The organism is Micromonospora narathiwatensis (genome assembly GCF_900089605.1).
Lineage (GTDB): Bacteria > Actinomycetota > Actinomycetes > Mycobacteriales > Micromonosporaceae > Micromonospora > Micromonospora narathiwatensis.
Map to the genome: position 1 here is coordinate 4,218,510 of NZ_LT594324.1, position 15,250 is coordinate 4,233,759.

Annotated in this window: 13 protein-coding genes; 3 read left to right on the forward strand and 10 right to left on the reverse strand. The window is 74.2% G+C overall.

What is annotated here, in order from left to right; genetic code table 11:
- Window positions 1-14: 14 nt before the first annotated feature.
- Both xylB and xylA read right to left on the reverse strand, forming a co-directional pair.
- On the reverse strand, window positions 15-1,466 hold the full coding sequence (gene xylB, locus GA0070621_RS18135) for a xylulokinase (protein ID WP_091197356.1): 1,452 nt from the start codon (window positions 1,464-1,466) through the stop codon (window positions 15-17).
- A gap of 11 nt (window positions 1,467-1,477) precedes the next feature.
- On the reverse strand, window positions 1,478-2,665 hold the full coding sequence (gene xylA, locus GA0070621_RS18140) for a xylose isomerase (protein ID WP_091197359.1): 1,188 nt from the start codon (window positions 2,663-2,665) through the stop codon (window positions 1,478-1,480).
- A 49-nt stretch (window positions 2,666-2,714) separates the two neighbouring features.
- Between xylA and GA0070621_RS18145 the strand changes: the two genes are divergently transcribed.
- The gene (locus GA0070621_RS18145; RefSeq protein ID WP_091197362.1) at window positions 2,715-3,974 is read left to right on the forward strand and encodes an ROK family protein; all 1,260 of its coding nucleotides are present in this window, start codon (window positions 2,715-2,717) and stop codon (window positions 3,972-3,974) included.
- 61 nt (window positions 3,975-4,035) lie between these two features.
- Here the strand turns inward: GA0070621_RS18145 and GA0070621_RS18150 are convergent, their stop codons facing one another.
- Window positions 4,036-4,578: a MarR family winged helix-turn-helix transcriptional regulator gene (locus tag GA0070621_RS18150; protein ID WP_091197366.1), complete on the reverse strand. Its 543-nt coding sequence runs from the start codon at window positions 4,576-4,578 to the stop codon at window positions 4,036-4,038.
- A gap of 95 nt (window positions 4,579-4,673) precedes the next feature.
- Between GA0070621_RS18150 and GA0070621_RS18155 the strand changes: the two genes are divergently transcribed.
- Complete coding sequence (locus GA0070621_RS18155; protein WP_091197368.1) at window positions 4,674-5,804, forward strand: PP2C family protein-serine/threonine phosphatase; 1,131 nt, start codon at window positions 4,674-4,676, stop codon at window positions 5,802-5,804.
- Between the two features lie 32 nt (window positions 5,805-5,836).
- Here GA0070621_RS18155 and GA0070621_RS18160 read toward each other — a convergent pair whose 3' ends face one another.
- The 7 genes from GA0070621_RS18160 to GA0070621_RS18190 form a co-directional block, all read right to left on the reverse strand.
- Window positions 5,837-7,321: a sugar transferase gene (locus GA0070621_RS18160; RefSeq protein ID WP_091197371.1), complete on the reverse strand. Its 1,485-nt coding sequence runs from the start codon at window positions 7,319-7,321 to the stop codon at window positions 5,837-5,839.
- A 204-nt stretch (window positions 7,322-7,525) separates the two neighbouring features.
- On the reverse strand, window positions 7,526-9,277 hold the full coding sequence (locus GA0070621_RS18165; RefSeq protein ID WP_091197374.1) for a substrate-binding domain-containing protein: 1,752 nt from the start codon (window positions 9,275-9,277) through the stop codon (window positions 7,526-7,528).
- 175 nt (window positions 9,278-9,452) lie between these two features.
- Complete coding sequence (locus GA0070621_RS18170) at window positions 9,453-10,487, reverse strand: lactonase family protein (protein WP_091197376.1); 1,035 nt, start codon at window positions 10,485-10,487, stop codon at window positions 9,453-9,455.
- 130 nt (window positions 10,488-10,617) lie between these two features.
- On the reverse strand, window positions 10,618-11,220 hold the full coding sequence (locus GA0070621_RS18175; RefSeq protein ID WP_091197379.1) for a GTP-binding protein: 603 nt from the start codon (window positions 11,218-11,220) through the stop codon (window positions 10,618-10,620).
- Window positions 11,201-11,590: a DUF742 domain-containing protein gene (locus tag GA0070621_RS18180; protein WP_091202585.1), complete on the reverse strand. Its 390-nt coding sequence runs from the start codon at window positions 11,588-11,590 to the stop codon at window positions 11,201-11,203. Before GA0070621_RS18180 ends, GA0070621_RS18175 begins: the two co-directional genes overlap by 20 nt.
- Window positions 11,580-11,993, reverse strand: a complete 414-nt coding sequence (locus tag GA0070621_RS18185) for a roadblock/LC7 domain-containing protein (RefSeq protein ID WP_167667035.1) — start codon at window positions 11,991-11,993, stop codon at window positions 11,580-11,582. The genes GA0070621_RS18180 and GA0070621_RS18185 overlap by 11 nt, the downstream gene beginning before the upstream one ends.
- A gap of 8 nt (window positions 11,994-12,001) precedes the next feature.
- A complete protein-coding gene (locus GA0070621_RS18190) occupies window positions 12,002-14,374 on the reverse strand; it encodes a sensor histidine kinase (RefSeq protein WP_091197385.1) in 2,373 nt (790 codons plus the stop codon).
- A gap of 281 nt (window positions 14,375-14,655) precedes the next feature.
- Between GA0070621_RS18190 and GA0070621_RS18195 the strand changes: the two genes are divergently transcribed.
- On the forward strand, window positions 14,656-15,249 hold the full coding sequence (locus GA0070621_RS18195) for a hypothetical protein (protein ID WP_091197387.1): 594 nt from the start codon (window positions 14,656-14,658) through the stop codon (window positions 15,247-15,249).
- The last annotated feature ends 1 nt before the right edge of the window (window position 15,250 follow it).

Below are 15,250 nucleotides of genomic sequence, written 5' to 3' on the forward strand. Positions count from 1 at the left end.
GGCCGTACAGCCCTTTACGCGGTGCCCGTGCCGAGGCGGTCGACGACCCGGTCCCGGGCCTCGGCGTAGCGCCCGCGGATGGCGGGCACGGGCGCTGCCGCGTACTCCTCGGTGTCGCCGACGGTCCACGCGGGTGGCGCCGCGCCGCCGAGGGCGACCCAGGCGGCCTGGCGGGCGGCGCCGTCGGCGACGTACTCCCCGGGCGGCGGTACGACCACCGGCCGGCCGAAGACCTGCGGCGCGATCCGTCGCACCGCCGCCGAGCGGGCGCCGCCGCCGACCAAAATGATCCGGCGGGCGGTGGCGCCCTGCGCGGTCAGCGCGTCGAGCCCGTCGGCGAGCGCGCAGAGCATCCCCTCGACGGCGGCCCGGGCCAGGTGCGCCGGGGTCGCGCTGCCCAGGGTGAGGCCGTGCAGCGACCCGGTGGCGGTGGGCCGGTCCGGGGTCCGTTCCCCCTCCAGGTAGGGAACCATGACCAGCCCGTCCGCGCCGGGCGCGGCGGCCAGGGCCAGCTCGCTCAGCTCGTCGAGGCCCACCCCGAGCAGGGTCGCGGCGGCGTCCAGCACCCGGGCCGCGTTGAGCGTGCAGACCAGCGGCAGGTACCGGCCGGTGGCGTCGGCGAAGCCGGCCACCGCGCCGGTGGGATCGGCGGCGGGGGTGTCGGCCACCGCGAAGACCGTGCCGGAGGTGCCGATCGAGACGACCACGTCGCCGGGACCGGCCCCGACGCCGAGCGCGGCGGCGGCGTTGTCCCCGGTGCCCGGACCGAGCGGCACCCGCCCGGCCGCCGGGCCGACGAGCGCCGCCGGGTCCAGCAGCCCCGCCGGCTCCGCCGGGCCGAGCACGGTGGGCACCACGAGCTGCCGTCCGAAGGCACGTTCCAGCAGGTCGAGGCGGTAGTCACCGGTACGCGGGGACCAGTAGCCGGTGCCGCTGGCGTCGCCCCGGTCGGTGCGCAGCGCGGCCAGGTCGGGGGCGCCGGCCAGCCGCCAGGTGAGCCAGTCGTGCGGCAGGCACACGGCGGCCACCCGGTCGGCGTTCGCCGGCTCGTGCCGGGCCAGCCAGCGCAGCTTGGTGGCGGTGAAGCTGGCCACCGGCACGCTGCCGGTCGCCTCGGCCCAGAACCGCCGGCCGGCCTCGCCGCCGCCCGCCTCCGCGATCAGGTCCTGGGCGGCGCCGGCCGAGCGGGTGTCGTTCCACAGCAGCGCGGGACGGATCACCTGCCCCGCTTCGTCCAGGCAGACCATGCCGTGCTGCTGGCCGGCGACCGCGACGGCGGCGACGTCGGCCAGCCCGCCGGCCGCGTCGAGCGCCGCCAGCAGGGCCTCCCACCAGGCGTACGGGTCGACCTCGGTGCCCTCGGGATGCGGCGCGCGGCCCTGCCGGACCAGCGCGCCGGTCTCCGCGTCCCGGACCACCACCTTGCAGGACTGGGTGGACGAGTCGACCCCGGCGACGAGCGGCATGCCGGCCCGCCTCAGCGCGCGCCGAGCAGGTGCTCGACGGCGAGCTGGTTGAGCCGGACGAAGCCGAAGCCCTTCGCCCCGGCCGCCTCCGGATCGAACTCCTCGAACGCGGAGCGGTCGGCGAGCAGGTCGGCGTAGCTCTCCCCGGCACCCAGCGTCGGCGTGCTCAACCCGGCGACCTGGCTGGCGGCGAGGGCCTCGGCCACCTCCGGATCGGCCCGGAACGCCGCGGCCCGCTCCTTGAGCAGGAGGTAGGTGCGCATGTTCGCCGCCGCCGACGCCCACACCCCGCTGATGTCCTCGGTGCGGGAGGGCTTGTAGTCGAAGTGCCGCGGCCCGTCGTACGCGGGACCGCCGTTCGGGCCGCCGTGCTCCAGCAGGTCCACCAGGGCGAACGCGTTGAGCAGGTCGCCGTGGCCGAAGACCAGGTCCTGGTCGTACTTGATGCCCCGCTGGCCGTTGAGGTCGATGTGGAACAGCTTGCCCTGCCAGAGCGCCTGGGCGATGCCGTGCGCGAAGTTCAGCCCGGCCATCTGCTCGTGGCCGACCTCGGGGTTGAGGCCGACCAGCTCGGGGCGGGCCAGGGTGGAGATGAACGCGAGCGCGTGCCCGACGGTGGGCAGCAGGATGTCGCCGCGCGGCTCGTTCGGCTTGGGCTCAAGGGCGAAGCGCAGGTCGTAACCCTGGTCGACGACGTACTGGGAGAGCAGGTCGACGGCCTCCCGGTAGCGGTCCAGCGCGGCACGGACGTCCTTGGCCACGTCGTACTCGGCGCCCTCCCGGCCGCCCCACATGACGAAGGTGCGGGCGCCCAGCTCGGCGGCGAGGTCGACGTTGCGCAGCACCTTGCGCAGCGCGTACCGGCGGACGTCCCGGTCGTTGCTGGTGAAGCCGCCGTCCTTGAACACCGGGTGGGTGAAGAGGTTGGTGGTGACCATCGGTACGACCAGGCCGGTCTCGTCGAGCGCCTTGCGGAACCGGGTCACGTGGGCGTCCCGGGTGGCGGCGTCGGCGCCGAAGGGGATCAGGTCGTCGTCGTGGAAGGTGATCCCGTACGCGCCGAGTTCGGCGAGTCGGTGCACCGCCTCCACGGCGTCCAGCTCGGGGCGGGTGGCATCGCCGAACGGGTCGCGGGCCTGCCAGCCCACCGTCCAGAGACCGAAGGAGAACTTGTCGGCGGGGGTGGGACTCGGTGCCATGGCAGACCTCCGGTGGTGTCGTACCCAATTTGTTCAGTGGTTGAATTAAATGACCACGGTGTGGCAGTGTCAAGGGGTGACCACCGCCAGCACCACCGGCGCGGTCCGGCAGGGCAGCCTCCGCGAACTCAACCTCGCGGTGGTGCTCCGGCGGATCGCCGCCGCCGACCACCCGCCCTCCCGGGCCGCGCTCGCCGCCGGGACCGGGCTGACCCGGGCCACCGTCTCCGCCGTCGTCGACGACCTGATCGCCGGCCGGCTGGTCGCCGAGGCGGCACCCACGCCGCGTACCGGGGCCGGGCGGCCGGCCCGGGGTCTGGTGCTGGCCACCGACGGCCCGGCCGGGCTCGGGCTGGAGGTCAACGTCGACTACCTGGCGGCCTGCGTGGTCGACCTGAGCGGCGCGGTCCGCCACCACCTGGTACGCCGCGCCGACCTGCGCCCGGTCTCCCCCGCCGCCGCCCTGGACCGGCTGGCCCGGCTCGCCGCCGAGGCCCGCGCGGCGGCCGTACGCGACGGGCTGACCCTGGCCGGCACGGCGCTCGCCGTGCCGGGCCTGGTCGGCGACGGCGGCCTGGTCCGGCTCGCCCCCAACCTGGGCTGGCGGGACGTGGACGTCCCCGGGCTGCTCGGTGGGCACCCGCTCGCCGAGCCGGTCGACGGGATCCCGCCGCTGGTGGTCGACAACGAGGCCAACCTGGCCGCCCTCGGCGAACTGCACGCCGGTCCCCCGGGGCCCGCCAGTTTCCTGCACATCTCCGGCGAGATCGGCATCGGCGCCGGAATCGTGCTCGACGGGGCGCTGTACCGGGGTGCCCGCGGCTGGAGCGGCGAGATCGGTCACCTCCCGGTGCACCCCGAGGGGCGGCCCTGCCGCTGCGGCGGCCAGGGCTGCCTGGAGCGGTACGCGGGCCAGGAGGCCATCCTGGCCGCCGCCGGGCTGGCCGGCGCGGAACTGCCCGCCGACACTGCCGCGACCCGGCTGGCCGACCTCGCCGGGGCCGGCGACCCGGCCGCCCTGGCCGCCCTGGCGGACGCCGGCACCGCCCTCGGGGTGGCCGTGGCGGGCGTGGTGAACCTGCTGGACCTGGACACGGTGGTGCTCGGCGGCGGATACGCCCCGCTCGCCCCGTGGCTCTGCCCACCGGTGGTCGCCGAGGTCTCCCGGCGGGTGCTCACCGCGGCGTGGGCGCCGGTCACGGTACGCCCGGCGGCCCTCGGCGCACGGTCCGCCGCGGTCGGCGGCGCCGCCTCGGTGATGCGCCGGATCATCGACCGGCCGGTCGGCTGGCTGGCCAGAGCAGCGTGAGCCGGCGGGTCGCACCGGAGTCGACCGCCCGGACGCCCGCCCGCGTCAACCGATGTGTCGCTCAGGCGGTACGGGCCACCGGCGGCTCGCCGGGCTGCCCCGGGTGCGACGCCTCCCCCGGCTCGGCCAGCGGGTGATCGGCCCGCTCGCCCGCGGACTGGAGCACCGGCCAGCCCGCCGCGGCGGCGGCCTCACCGCGCCGCGCGACCTCGTCGAACTCACGCATCCCGTGCAGCAGCGCCGTACGCCCCTCCGCGCTCATCCCGGTCAGGATCCGGTCCAGCCGGTGCCGGCGGTCGGCGCGCAGCTCGGTGAGGAGCCGGGTCGCCTCCGGGGTGAGGTGCAGCGAGATCTCCCGCCGGTCGTACCGGCCCGGCTCCCGCTCCAGCATGCCGGCGGCCACCAGCCGGTCGCAGAGCCGGCTGGCCGAGGAGAGCAGCATGTCCGTCAGCGTGGCGAGGCGGCGAAGGTTGATTCCGTCGTACTGCTCCACGACCATGACCGCACGCAGCTGTGCGCCGGAAAGCCGACTCGTCGTCCGCTCCCGGGCCGCCTCCCAGACTGCCAGGAGAGTTCCGGCCGCCTCGTCCAACGCGGCGGCCATACTCGCATCAGGTCCGTGAGGACCACGTTCTTCGGCCATGGTGCGCCCGAGACTACCCGGCGTACCAGGCCGTCGACCTGTGCAAAGGAGCAAAGATGAGCGGTCCGGAGGACCAGGCGCGCCGGATCCTCACCGAGGCCCCGGCGGATCTGCTGCTGGACCGGCTCGCCGCCGAGCTGGAGCGGTCGTACGGGATCACCGGCACCGAGCTCTACCAGGTCGACTACCGGCTGGCCGTGCTGCTGCCGCTGGGCGGCGGCGAGCCGGTCAACGCCCCCGGCCACCCGGCCTGGCGCTGCTTCGACCACCAGGACCCGATCGTGTCGGACGCCGCCGTCTGGTTCCCCGTCGGGATGCGGGGCGAGCGGCGCGGCGTGCTCCGACTCGCGCCGCCGCCGGCCGACCAGGGCGTCCTCCGGGAGCTGGCCGCGATCGCCACCGTACTCGGCCACGAGCTGGCCGCGGTGACCGCCAGCACGGACGTCTACCTCACCGCCCGGCGTACCCGGCGACTGACGTTGGCCGCCGAGATGCAGTGGGAGCTGCTGCCCGGCCGCAGCCGGATCCGCCCGTCGTTCAGCCTGGCCGGCCAGTTGGAGCCGGCGTACGCGGTGCGCGGGGACAGCTTCGACTGGTCCGACGACGGCAACCGACTCTGGCTCTCGGTGGTCAACGGCTCGGGCGAGGGGGTGGCCGCGTCCATGCTCACCTCGCTGGCCACCCACGCGCTGCGCAACGCCCGCCGCGCCGAGCTGGGGCTCGCCGACCAGGCCGCCCTGGCCGACCAGGCGGTGTACGCGCTGCACCGGGGCGAGCAGCACCTCTCCGCGCTCATCCTGGAGCTGAACCTGGCGGACGGGACGATGACCGTGGTCGACGCGGGCTCGCCCCGGCTGGTGCGGCTGCGCGACGGCGAGGTGACCGAGCAGGTGTTGGAGAAGCAGTTCCCGCTCGGCATGTTCGAGGGGACGGACTACCAGGAGCAGCGGTTCCAGCTCCGGCGCGACGACCGGCTCTTCGTGGTCAGCGACGGGGTCATCGACGCCGTGGGCAACCAGATCCGGTACGGCGAGACGGCGCTGGACCGCTTCCTGCGGCGTACCGGGCCGATGGAGCCGCTGGACGCGGTGCGGTCGCTGATCGGCGACCTGCGGGCCTTCGTCGCCGGTGACCTGGTCGACGACGCGGTGGTGGTCTGCCTGGACTGGCACGGCCCCCAGCCCTGACGCCGGTGTTCCCGCGCCCGCACCGGGACGGGTCAGTACGCGCCGCGGCTGCGCAGCACCGCGCCGAAGGTCTTCCAGAGGATGGCCAGATCGGCGGCGAGCGACCAGTTCTCCACGTAGTAGAGGTCGAGCCGGATGCCGTCCTCCCAGCTCAGGTCGGACCGGCCGCTGACCTGCCAGAGGCCCGTCATGCCGGGCTTCACCAGCAGGCGGCGGGCCACGTCACCGTCGTACCGGGCCACCTCGGAGGGGAGCGGCGGGCGGGGACCGACCAGGCTCATCTGCCCGAGCAGCACGTTGGCGAGCTGGGGCAGCTCGTCCAGGGACCACTTGCGCAGCAGCTTGCCGACCCGGGTCACCCGGGGGTCGTCGCGCATCTTGAACATCAGGCCGTCGGTCTCGTTGCGCGCGGCCAGCTCGGCCAGCAGGGCGTCGGCGTTGACGACCATGGTGCGGAACTTGAAGACGCCGAACTCCTTGCCGCCCTGGCCGACCCGGACCTGGCGGAACAGCACCGGCCCCCGGCTGTTCAGCTTGACGGCGAGCGCGATCACCACCAGCAGGGGCAGCAGCAGGAGCAGCGCCAGCAGCGACATCGAGCGGTCGACCAGGCCCTTGACCAGCTTCCGCCCGCCCCGGAACTCGGGTGCCTCGACATGGATCAGCGGCAGGCCGGCGACCGGGCGGGTGTGGATGCGCGGGCCGGCGACGTCGGTCAACGCGGGGGCCACGACCAGGTCGATCCCCGTGCCCTCCAACTGCCAGCCGAGCCGGCGCAGCCGGGTCGCGGTCAGCTCACCGGAGGCGGTGACCGCCACGGTGTCCGCGCCGATCGCGGTGGCCGCCTCCGGGATGCCCCGGAACGAGCCGACCACCGGCACGTCGCCGAGCCGCTGGGGCACCGGGGCGAGCAGCGCGTCGGGGATGCAGGCGCCGACCACCTGGTAACCGGCGTACGGCTCGCGGCGCAGGGTGTGCACCAGCTCCAGGACGTGCGCGGTGTCGCCGACCACCAACACCTTGCGGGACCACCCGGCGCCCCGGTCGCGGGCGCGGTGCAGCCGCTTACGGGCGGCGAACCGGGCCACCTCCAGGCCCACCGTGCCGACGGCGAAGGAGATGGCCAGGAAGCCCCGGGAGACCCCGAACTCGGCGATGTACCCGACGATCGCGATGGCGCCGGCCAGTCGCAGGCTCGCCGCGCTGACCCGTCGGTACTCGTCGGCGCCGTAGCCGAGGACCCGGTCGTCGTAGCAGCGCATCGCCCGCAGCGAGACCAGCCAGATGAGCAGCAGCGCGGGCGCCACCACCACGTACGGGATCTCGGAGCCGCTCGGCTGCTCGTCGCCGAAGCGGGCGACGTACCCGACCAGGATGGCGACCGCCAGCACGGCGGTGTCCAGCACCACCAGGACCTGGACATAGGCCCGCTCGGCAGCACGCGTCGTCGGGCCGGGGCGGTCGCCGCCCGGCCGCGTCGCCGTACTCCCGGGAGTCAACAGCGTCGCCGAGGTCACCGGCCCTCCCCACTTCGCACAGGCCGAACCCGCACCGCGCCACTCCGGTCGGGGAACCGCGGCTCGGGGTTTCCGGACATCTTGCCTCGACGATCGTGGACGCCGGCTACTTCCGACGTATTGCCGTCACTTCTCCCGAGCCGGGAAGCGTTCCGCCATACCGGATCCGCCCGGTACGACGGAACCCGTTCGCTGAGCGTCGAGTCAGCGAGGCGCCGGCGGTCGCAGTGCGATGGCCTGCAGGAAGATCTCCCCGATCTTGGTCGGATCGGCGGTGACGAACGGCCGGCCGCCGGTGATCGCCGTGATCGGCTCAAGCTCCGCCTGGCTGACGTCGTTCCCGATACCAATGATGATCACCTGAATCGGCTGCTCCGGGTCGCGCAGCTTCTTGAGCTGGGTGAGCAGTTCCTTCTGGGAGATGCCGTTGTCGTCGTCGTTCTTACCGTCGGTGAAGAGCACGATCGAGTTGACCTTACCCGGTTCCCAGTCCTCCTGGACCTTCCGGTATGCGGCGAGCATGGTGTCGTAGAGGCCGGTGTTGCCGTTCGACGGCTTGACCGAGGCCAGGCCCTGCCGCAACGCGTTGCGGTTGCCGGACAGCGGCTTGATCGGTACGACCTCCCGGTAGTCCTGCGACCCGTTCAGGTTGGTGGAGAAGGTCCACAGCCCGATCGACCAGGAGTCGTCGAAGAGTTCGAGGCCCTGGTTCGCCGCCGCGACGGTGACCTGCGCCCGGGTGGCGCCGTTGGCGGTCGCCACCTTCTGCTTCATCGAGCCGGAGACGTCGATGACGCAGAGCATCCGGCCCGACTGGGTGGCGACCGACCAGGTGGTGGTGGCCTTCTGGATGGCGCTCGGGTCCAGGTCGGCGGCACCGCCCTGGCCGGTCGGCGGAGCGGAGCTGTCGCCGTTCGCCGGGCTCGGCGCGCCCCGGGGCGCCTGGAATCCGTCGCCCCCGTTGCCGTCCGGCCCGCGCAGCGCCTGCGCGGCCAACCGGTTGCGGAAGCTCGGGGTCTTCAGCACATCGAAAAGCACCTTCGCGGCCGACGCCTTGGCCGGCTCGATGCCGGGCAGCACCGCGAACGGGTAGTCCAGCGGCATCGGCGACGGTTCCAGGTAGAGCGCGGCCAGCGGGATCGGCGGCTTCGTGCCGTTGTACGCGATGACGTCCTCTTCGGACAGCGCGGCGGCACCCAGCCCGTTGGCGATCGCCGTCGGGTCGGACGAGCGCGGGAAACGGGCGAGCAGGTCCTGCCGCAACGAGGACCGGTTGGTGGCCAGCGCCCGCAGCGCCCCGATCATCGCCTCCTGCGCCTGGGGCGACCCGGCGGCACCGGTGGAGCTGGCCGCGGCGGACAGCGAGAGCAGCCCGGAGAGACCGGCCGCGTCCTGGGTCGGCTCGACGATGCCGGCGCGCAGCGCCTTGCTGCTGTTGACCTGGGCCAGCAGGTCGGTCCAGGTCAGTTTCTTCTCCGGCCAGCCGATCCGGGCGGCCACCGGTTCGGGCATGGCGACCACCACCGGGCTGCGGGCGATCGAGGTGCCGGTGGCCGGGGCGAAGGCGGTGGCGCCGCCGGACTTGAGCCGCACCAGCCAGGTGGAGGAGTCCGGCACCCAGATGTCCGGCGTCACCGCCGTGCCGCTGGCCTGCCCGACACCGGCCAGCGTGGCGCCGTGCTTGCTCGCCACCGCGGCGGCCACGTCGACCGACTCGGCGGCCGTGACGTTCACGGCGATGCACGTGTCACCAACCGCCGCCCCGTCCTTCACCCACTGGTCGGCCGCCGCCTTGACGGCGGGGGCGATCTCGGACGCGGCCGCGACGGCCAGCTGGATCCGGCCGGAGCAGGACGGTCCCGCCAACTGCCGGTAGCCGTACCAGGAGCCGGCTACGACGACGACGAGCGCGGTGGCCGCCGCGACGGCACCTGCCCCTCGAAGGCTTGAACGCATGCGATGGCGGCCAGACACGGTGACCATCTTGCGTATCTCGTGGGGTTACTGCCACAACCGTTTGGACGAAAGTTACGCAGCAGAAACCGTTGACCACCAAAACGCTACGCTGAGTGACTGATCAGTGATGAGCGGTGATCGCCGTCCATCACGGAGGGACGCCACGGGCCCGGCCTCACGGCCGTACGCAGGTCGGACTCGCCACCGGCACCGGCTCGCCGACCGGCTCCGGCACCCCGGTGTCGGCGTCCACCCAGAAGATCCTGATCATGTCGGCCCGCTCGTCGGCCACGTAGAGGTATCCGTCCGCCAGGGCGAAGTGCCGCGGCCACTCCCCGCCGGTGTCGACCTCGGCCACCAGTTCGGGCGCCGCACCGCCGAGCGCGAAGACGGCCACCGTGCCCACCCCCCGGTTGGCGACGTAGAGGAAACGGCCGTCCGGCCCGACGGCGACCTCGGAGGGCTGGACGTGCCCGACCCGCCCGCTCGCGTCCACCCGGATCCGCTGGTGCAGCCCGTCGGCGGTCAGGTCGTACCCGGTGACCGTCCCGTCCAGCTCGCCGACCAGCCAGCAGCGCCGCCCGTCGGGGTGCCGGGCGAGGTGCCGGGGCCCGGCGCCGGCCGGCGTACGCAGCCGCGGGGCGCGCGGCACCAGCCGGCCGGAGGCGCTGTCGAGGTCGTACCGGTAGACCGAGTCGGTGCCCAGGTCGACGGTGAGCAGCGGCCCGCCGTCCGGGTCGGGCGAGACCATGTGGCAGTGCGCCCGGTCCTGCCGGTGCGGGTCGGCGCCGTGCCCCTCGTGCCGGACCAGATCGCTGCGCTCCCCCGGTACGCCGTCGGCGCCGAGCGGGAACACGGCCACGCTGCCGCCGCCGTAGTTCGCCACGAAGAGGTGCCGGCCGTCCGGGGCGACCGCCAGGTGGCAGGGCTCGGCCCCGCCGGTCGGGCGGACCCCGATCAGGTCGAGGCCGCCGTCCGGGGCGACCCGGAACGCGCTGAGCTGCCCCTCGGACAGCTCGTTGACCGCGTAGAGCACGGGCGACGCCGGGTGCCGGGCCAGGAACGACGGCGACGGGGTGACCGCCACCGTGCCGAGCGGGGTCAGCTCCCCCGAGCCGGGATCACGGCGGGCCGCGACGATGCCCTCGGCCCGCCCACCCGCCTCCGCCGTGTAACCGCCGATGTGGACGACCGAGTCCCGTGCGCTCACCGGTTCCGCCTTCCGCCGAGTCCTCCGTCGATCCAACCAGAGGCTTCCCCGGGATATCGGCCGGTTGGCCGGCTTTCCGAGCCCTCTCCCCACGGACGCCACGCCCGGCGGGCCACCGGCGGTCGCCGGGTCAGCCCACCGGCACCGGCTCGCCGCGCTGCCGGGCGACGTGCTCGACCAGCTCGATCAGCACCAGCTTGCCGGACTGCCGGTCCCGGGCGTCGCAGAGCACCAGCGGTACGTCCGGATCCAGGTCCAGGGCGTCGCGTACCGCCTCCAGGCTGAACCGCCGAGAACCGTCGAAGCAGTTCACCCCCACCACGAACGGGATGCCACGCTCCTCGAAGTAGTCGATCGAGGGGAAGCAGTCGGCCAGCCGACGGGTGTCGGCGAGCACCACCGCGCCGAGGGCGCCGAAGGCCAGCTCGTCCCAGAGGAACCAGAACCGGTCCTGCCCCGGCGTACCGAAGAGGTAGACCTGCAGATCGTCGTTGATGGTGATCCGGCCGAAGTCCATCGCGACCGTGGTGGTGGCCTTCCCCTCCACCCCGGAGACGTCGTCGGTGCCGACGCCGGCCCCGGTCAGCACCTCCTCGGTCTGCAACGGCCGGACCTCGCTCAACGAGCTCACCAGCGTCGTCTTGCCGGCACCGAAGCCGCCGGCGATGAGGATCTTCAGAGCCAGTGGGACCGACGGCGGGGCCGCCTCCCGGTCATAGCGCACGGAGTCCATTGACCACCGCCTTGAGGATGTTGTCGTCGGGCAGGTGTGCGGCGGTCGGCGGCTGGTGCACCGCGACCAGCCCTCGGGCGAGCAGGTCGCCTAGCAGCACGCGGACCACGCCGACGGCGAGGTTCAGGTCCGCGGCGAGATCGGCGAGGACGGCCGGTCGCCGGGCCAGCTCGACCAGGCGCCGGTGCTCCGGCTGGAGACCCGGCAGGCCGGCCCCGTCGGCCACCGTGGTGGCCCGCACGAACGCCACCAGGTCGAAGCCGCCGACCGGCGGTCGCACCCGCCCGCCGGTGAGGGTGTACGGACGCACGACCGGGCCGGCGGCGGCGTCCAGCCACTCGTGCCGCGCGCCCGGTGCCTCAGCCCGCATCGGCCGCACCCGCCGCCGCCCGGACCGGGGCGATCAAATTCTCCCCGACCCTGATCACCAGCATCGCCATCTCGTACGCCACCAGACCGATGTCGGCGTCGGCGTCGCTCACCACCGCCAGGCAGGCGCCCTGCCCGGCCGCCGTGACGAACAGGTACGCGGACTCCATCTCCACCACGGTCTGTCGGACCGCACCGCCACCCACGTGCCGGGTGGCGCCCTTGGCCAGGCCGGAGAACCCGGAGGCCAGGGCGCAGAGGTGCTCCGCGTCGCTGCGGCCCAGCTCGCTGGAGGCGCCGAGCAGAAGCCCGTCGGCCGACAGCACCACCGCCTCGCGGGCGGCCGGCACCCGGTCCACCAGATCGTCGAGCAGCCAGTCGAGATCGGCGTTCTGCCGCGTCATGTGCACCACTAGGCGTCCCTCTCAGTTGCGGTCGAAGGTTCCGGTTCGGGTGCCGACACCGGCGGGGAGGACGCACCGCCCGGATCGCCGGGCACACCCACGGCGGCCCGGGCGGTCACGGCCGCCGGGGCGGCCTCCCGGAGCCGATCGGCGGCGGCGCGGGCGCCGTCCTGGCGACCCCGAGCGGTGCCGGCCTGGAGGGCGGACATGGCCCGGCGGGCCTCCTCGGGGGACCGCTGCGCCGCGGCGTCCACCACGGCCGGCCGGGGCCGGGCCGCGGCGGCCCGCCGGCGGACCCGTCGGGGCAGGCCGTCGCCGTCGGCGGGCGGCTCGACCGAGGAGGTACGGCTGGCGGAGAGCGGCACCACCGCCGATTCGGGGCGGTCCCGTACGGGCCGGGCGGCGCGCGACCGGGGCACCGTGCTCAGCCGGGTGACCTTGGCCATCCGCCGCTCGTCGGGGCCGGCCGCCCCGGCGTCCCGGCCGGTCGGGCCGAGCGCCGGCTCCTCGGTCACCAGCTCGGCCGGGATGAACACGGTTGCCGTGGTCCCCGCCGGGCTGGCCAGCCGCAGCTCGACCCGGACGCCGTGCCGGTCGGCCAGCCGGGCCACCACGAACAGGCCCAGCCGGGCGCTGTCGGCCGGGTCGAAATCCGGGGCGCGGGACAGCTTGGCGTTGGCGTTGGCGAGGGCCTGCGGCGACATGCCCAACCCGTGATCGGTGATCTCGACGGCGTACCCGCCGGGCACGCTCCGGCCGGTCACGTCCACCCGAGTGGCGGGCGGCGAGAATGCGGTGGCGTTCTCGATCAGCTCGGCGAGCAGGTGGATCACGTCGCCGACGGCCCGACCGAGGACCCCGGCCGGCTGCACCTCCCCCACGTCCACCCGGTCGTACGACTCCACCTCGGAGATCGCGCCACGCAGCACGTCGACCGCGGCGACCGGGCTCCGCCAGCCCCTGGCTGGGGCCGCCCCGGCGAGGATGACCAGGTCCTCGGCGTGCCGCCGGAGCCGGGTGGCGAGGTGGTCGACCTGGAACAGTCCGGCCAGCTCGTCCGGGTCCTCGGTCTGCCGCTCCAGCCGGTCCAGCAGCGCCAACTGCCGATGCACCAGGCCCTGGCTGCGCCGGGCGATGTTGAGGAAGACCTCGTTGAGGCCCCGGCGCAGCGTGACCTCGTCGACGGCGGCCCGCACGGCGGTGCGGCGTACCTCGTTGAAGGCCCGCGCCACCTGGCCGATCTCGTCGCCGCCGTGGTCCAGCTCGGGCGCCTCCCGGGCGACGTCCACGTCCTCGCCCCGACGCAGCCGGGCGACCACGTCGGGCAACCGCTGCTCGGCCATGTCCAGCGCGGCGGTGCGTACCCCGGTCAGCCGACGGGCCAGCGACCGGCCGACCCGCAGCGCCACCAACAGGCAGATCACGATCGCGACGAGGCCGAGGACCCCGGCGGCGGCGAGCCGGACCAGGATGGTCACCGCCATCGGCACGGACCGCTCGGCCACGCTGTCGGCGCCACGCAGCTCGAAGTCCCGCAGCTCCTCCCAGACCGCCGCCTGGCTGGACTCCCAGGCCCGTACGTCGAACCCGGTCGGCAGTCCCCGGGCGCGGATCAGGCTGTCCTGGAGGGCGTGCAGCCGGACGTACGCCTCCCCCTCGGTGAACCGCTGATACTCCGCGCGTTCGCGCTCGGGCAGGTCGGCCACCGCGGTCTCGGCCAGGAAACGCTGGTTGTCGATGGTGCGTACCAGTTGCTCCTGCTCGCCCTCGGCGTACCGGCCGGCAGTGAGCGCGCCGGCCAGCAGCGCGTCGGTCTGGTCGAGCAGCTCCCGGGACCGGCCGAGCGCGGTCAGTGCCAGTGCCTCCCGGTTGAGCTGGTTGTCGGGAAGGATGGCCATCCCGGAGAACGCCTGGAAGGCGGAATTGATCATCCCGCTGTAGAGGCCGATCGCGCCGGCCCGGTCGACCTTCCGGGCGTCGATGAAGCCCCGGCCGGCGGACAGCGCGTCCAGCGCGGAGACCAGTTGGTCGAGCCGGGCGTCGAGCGGGTCGTCGGCGGCGTCCCGCAGGTCCGGACCGTCGACCCGGCGGCGCAGCTCGGCGATCGCCCGGTCGGTGCGCGTCCGCTGCTCGGCCAGGGCGGGCAGGGTGGTGTCACCGGCGAGTTGGACGACCGAGAGCCGGCGTTCCCGCTGCAACTCGGTGACGGCCGCTTCGCCGGGCTGGCCCAGGTCGTAGAGGAGGGTACGCGCGGCGAGCAGGTCGAGGGCGGGCCCGAAGGTCAGCGAGGTGGCGAAGATCCAGAGCGCCAGCAGCGCGGTCACCGGACCGATGACCAGCGCGGTCAGCTTGGCGCGGATCGGCCAGTCACGGGTGTTCATCAAACCTCGCCCGGAAGGGTGTCGCAGGGGTGGCGCCCGCCGGCCGGGAGGTTCCCGGCCGTGACGCCCGGCCCCGGATCGGGCGCCGTGGGCAGGATACGTAATCGCTGACCGATGCACTACCGGCCGTCTCGACCGTCACTACCGTCCGAGATGTTCCGGTGTGTGACCGGTCGCGCCGTGCGATCGGGCCGTTCCGGCCCCGGATTCGCCAGGAAATTGCCCCGGATCGGGATTGGCGATCACGAAACGGAGGGAATACCAGCGGCGAAGGAGGAGCCATGTCGCCCACGCAGGTAGTCGTCACAGTCATCGTCGTCCTGGTGCTCGCGGCGCTGGCCGCGGTCGCCGTCGCCGTCAACCGCCGACGCGCCCTCCGGCAGCGCTTCGGCCCCGAGTACGACCGGGTCGTCGCCGAGCGGGACAGCCGGGGCGCCGCCGAGCGGGAGCTGCGGGAGCGGGAACGCCGGCACGCCGAGCTGACCCTCACCCCGCTCAGTCCCGAGTCCCGGGCCCGGTACGCCGCCGCGTGGGAGGACCTCCAGGTCCGCTTCGTCGACTCCCCCGCCGAGACCGTCCGCGACGCCGACGAGCTGGTCACCCGGCTGATCGCCGACCGTGGGTACCCGACGGGCGACTTCGGGGAACAGCTCGCCCAGCTCTCCGTCGAGCACGCCCGCACCCTGACCCACTACCGGGACGCCCACGAGATCCGGCTGCGCACCGAGCGCGGCGAGGCCGGCACCGAGGAACTCCGTCAGGCGCTCGTGCACTACCGGACCCTCTTCGCCGACCTGCTCGGCGCGGACCCGGTCGGGCACCAGCCGCCGCAGCCGCGCCACCCCGACCACGAGCACGACGTCACGAGCCGCTGAG

Bases quoted from the DNA above. Each gene is read 5' to 3' on its own strand.
- xylB (WP_091197356.1), bottom strand. From the start codon at position 1,466: ATGCCGCTCGTCGCCGGGGTCGACTCGTCCACCCAGTCCTGCAAGGTG.
- xylA (WP_091197359.1), bottom strand. From the start codon at position 2,665: ATGGCACCGAGTCCCACCCCCGCCGACAAGTTCTCCTTCGGTCTCTGG.
- GA0070621_RS18145 (WP_091197362.1), top strand. From the start codon at position 2,715: ATGACCACGGTGTGGCAGTGTCAAGGGGTGACCACCGCCAGCACCACC.
- GA0070621_RS18150 (WP_091197366.1), bottom strand. From the start codon at position 4,578: ATGGCCGCCGCGTTGGACGAGGCGGCCGGAACTCTCCTGGCAGTCTGG.
- GA0070621_RS18155 (WP_091197368.1), top strand. From the start codon at position 4,674: ATGAGCGGTCCGGAGGACCAGGCGCGCCGGATCCTCACCGAGGCCCCG.
- GA0070621_RS18165 (WP_091197374.1), bottom strand. From the start codon at position 9,277: ATGCGTTCAAGCCTTCGAGGGGCAGGTGCCGTCGCGGCGGCCACCGCG.
- GA0070621_RS18175 (WP_091197379.1), bottom strand. From the start codon at position 11,220: ATGGACTCCGTGCGCTATGACCGGGAGGCGGCCCCGCCGTCGGTCCCA.
- GA0070621_RS18180 (WP_091202585.1), bottom strand. From the start codon at position 11,590: ATGCGGGCTGAGGCACCGGGCGCGCGGCACGAGTGGCTGGACGCCGCC.
- GA0070621_RS18185 (WP_167667035.1), bottom strand. From the start codon at position 11,993: ATGACGCGGCAGAACGCCGATCTCGACTGGCTGCTCGACGATCTGGTG.
- GA0070621_RS18190 (WP_091197385.1), bottom strand. From the start codon at position 14,374: ATGAACACCCGTGACTGGCCGATCCGCGCCAAGCTGACCGCGCTGGTC.
- GA0070621_RS18195 (WP_091197387.1), top strand. From the start codon at position 14,656: ATGTCGCCCACGCAGGTAGTCGTCACAGTCATCGTCGTCCTGGTGCTC.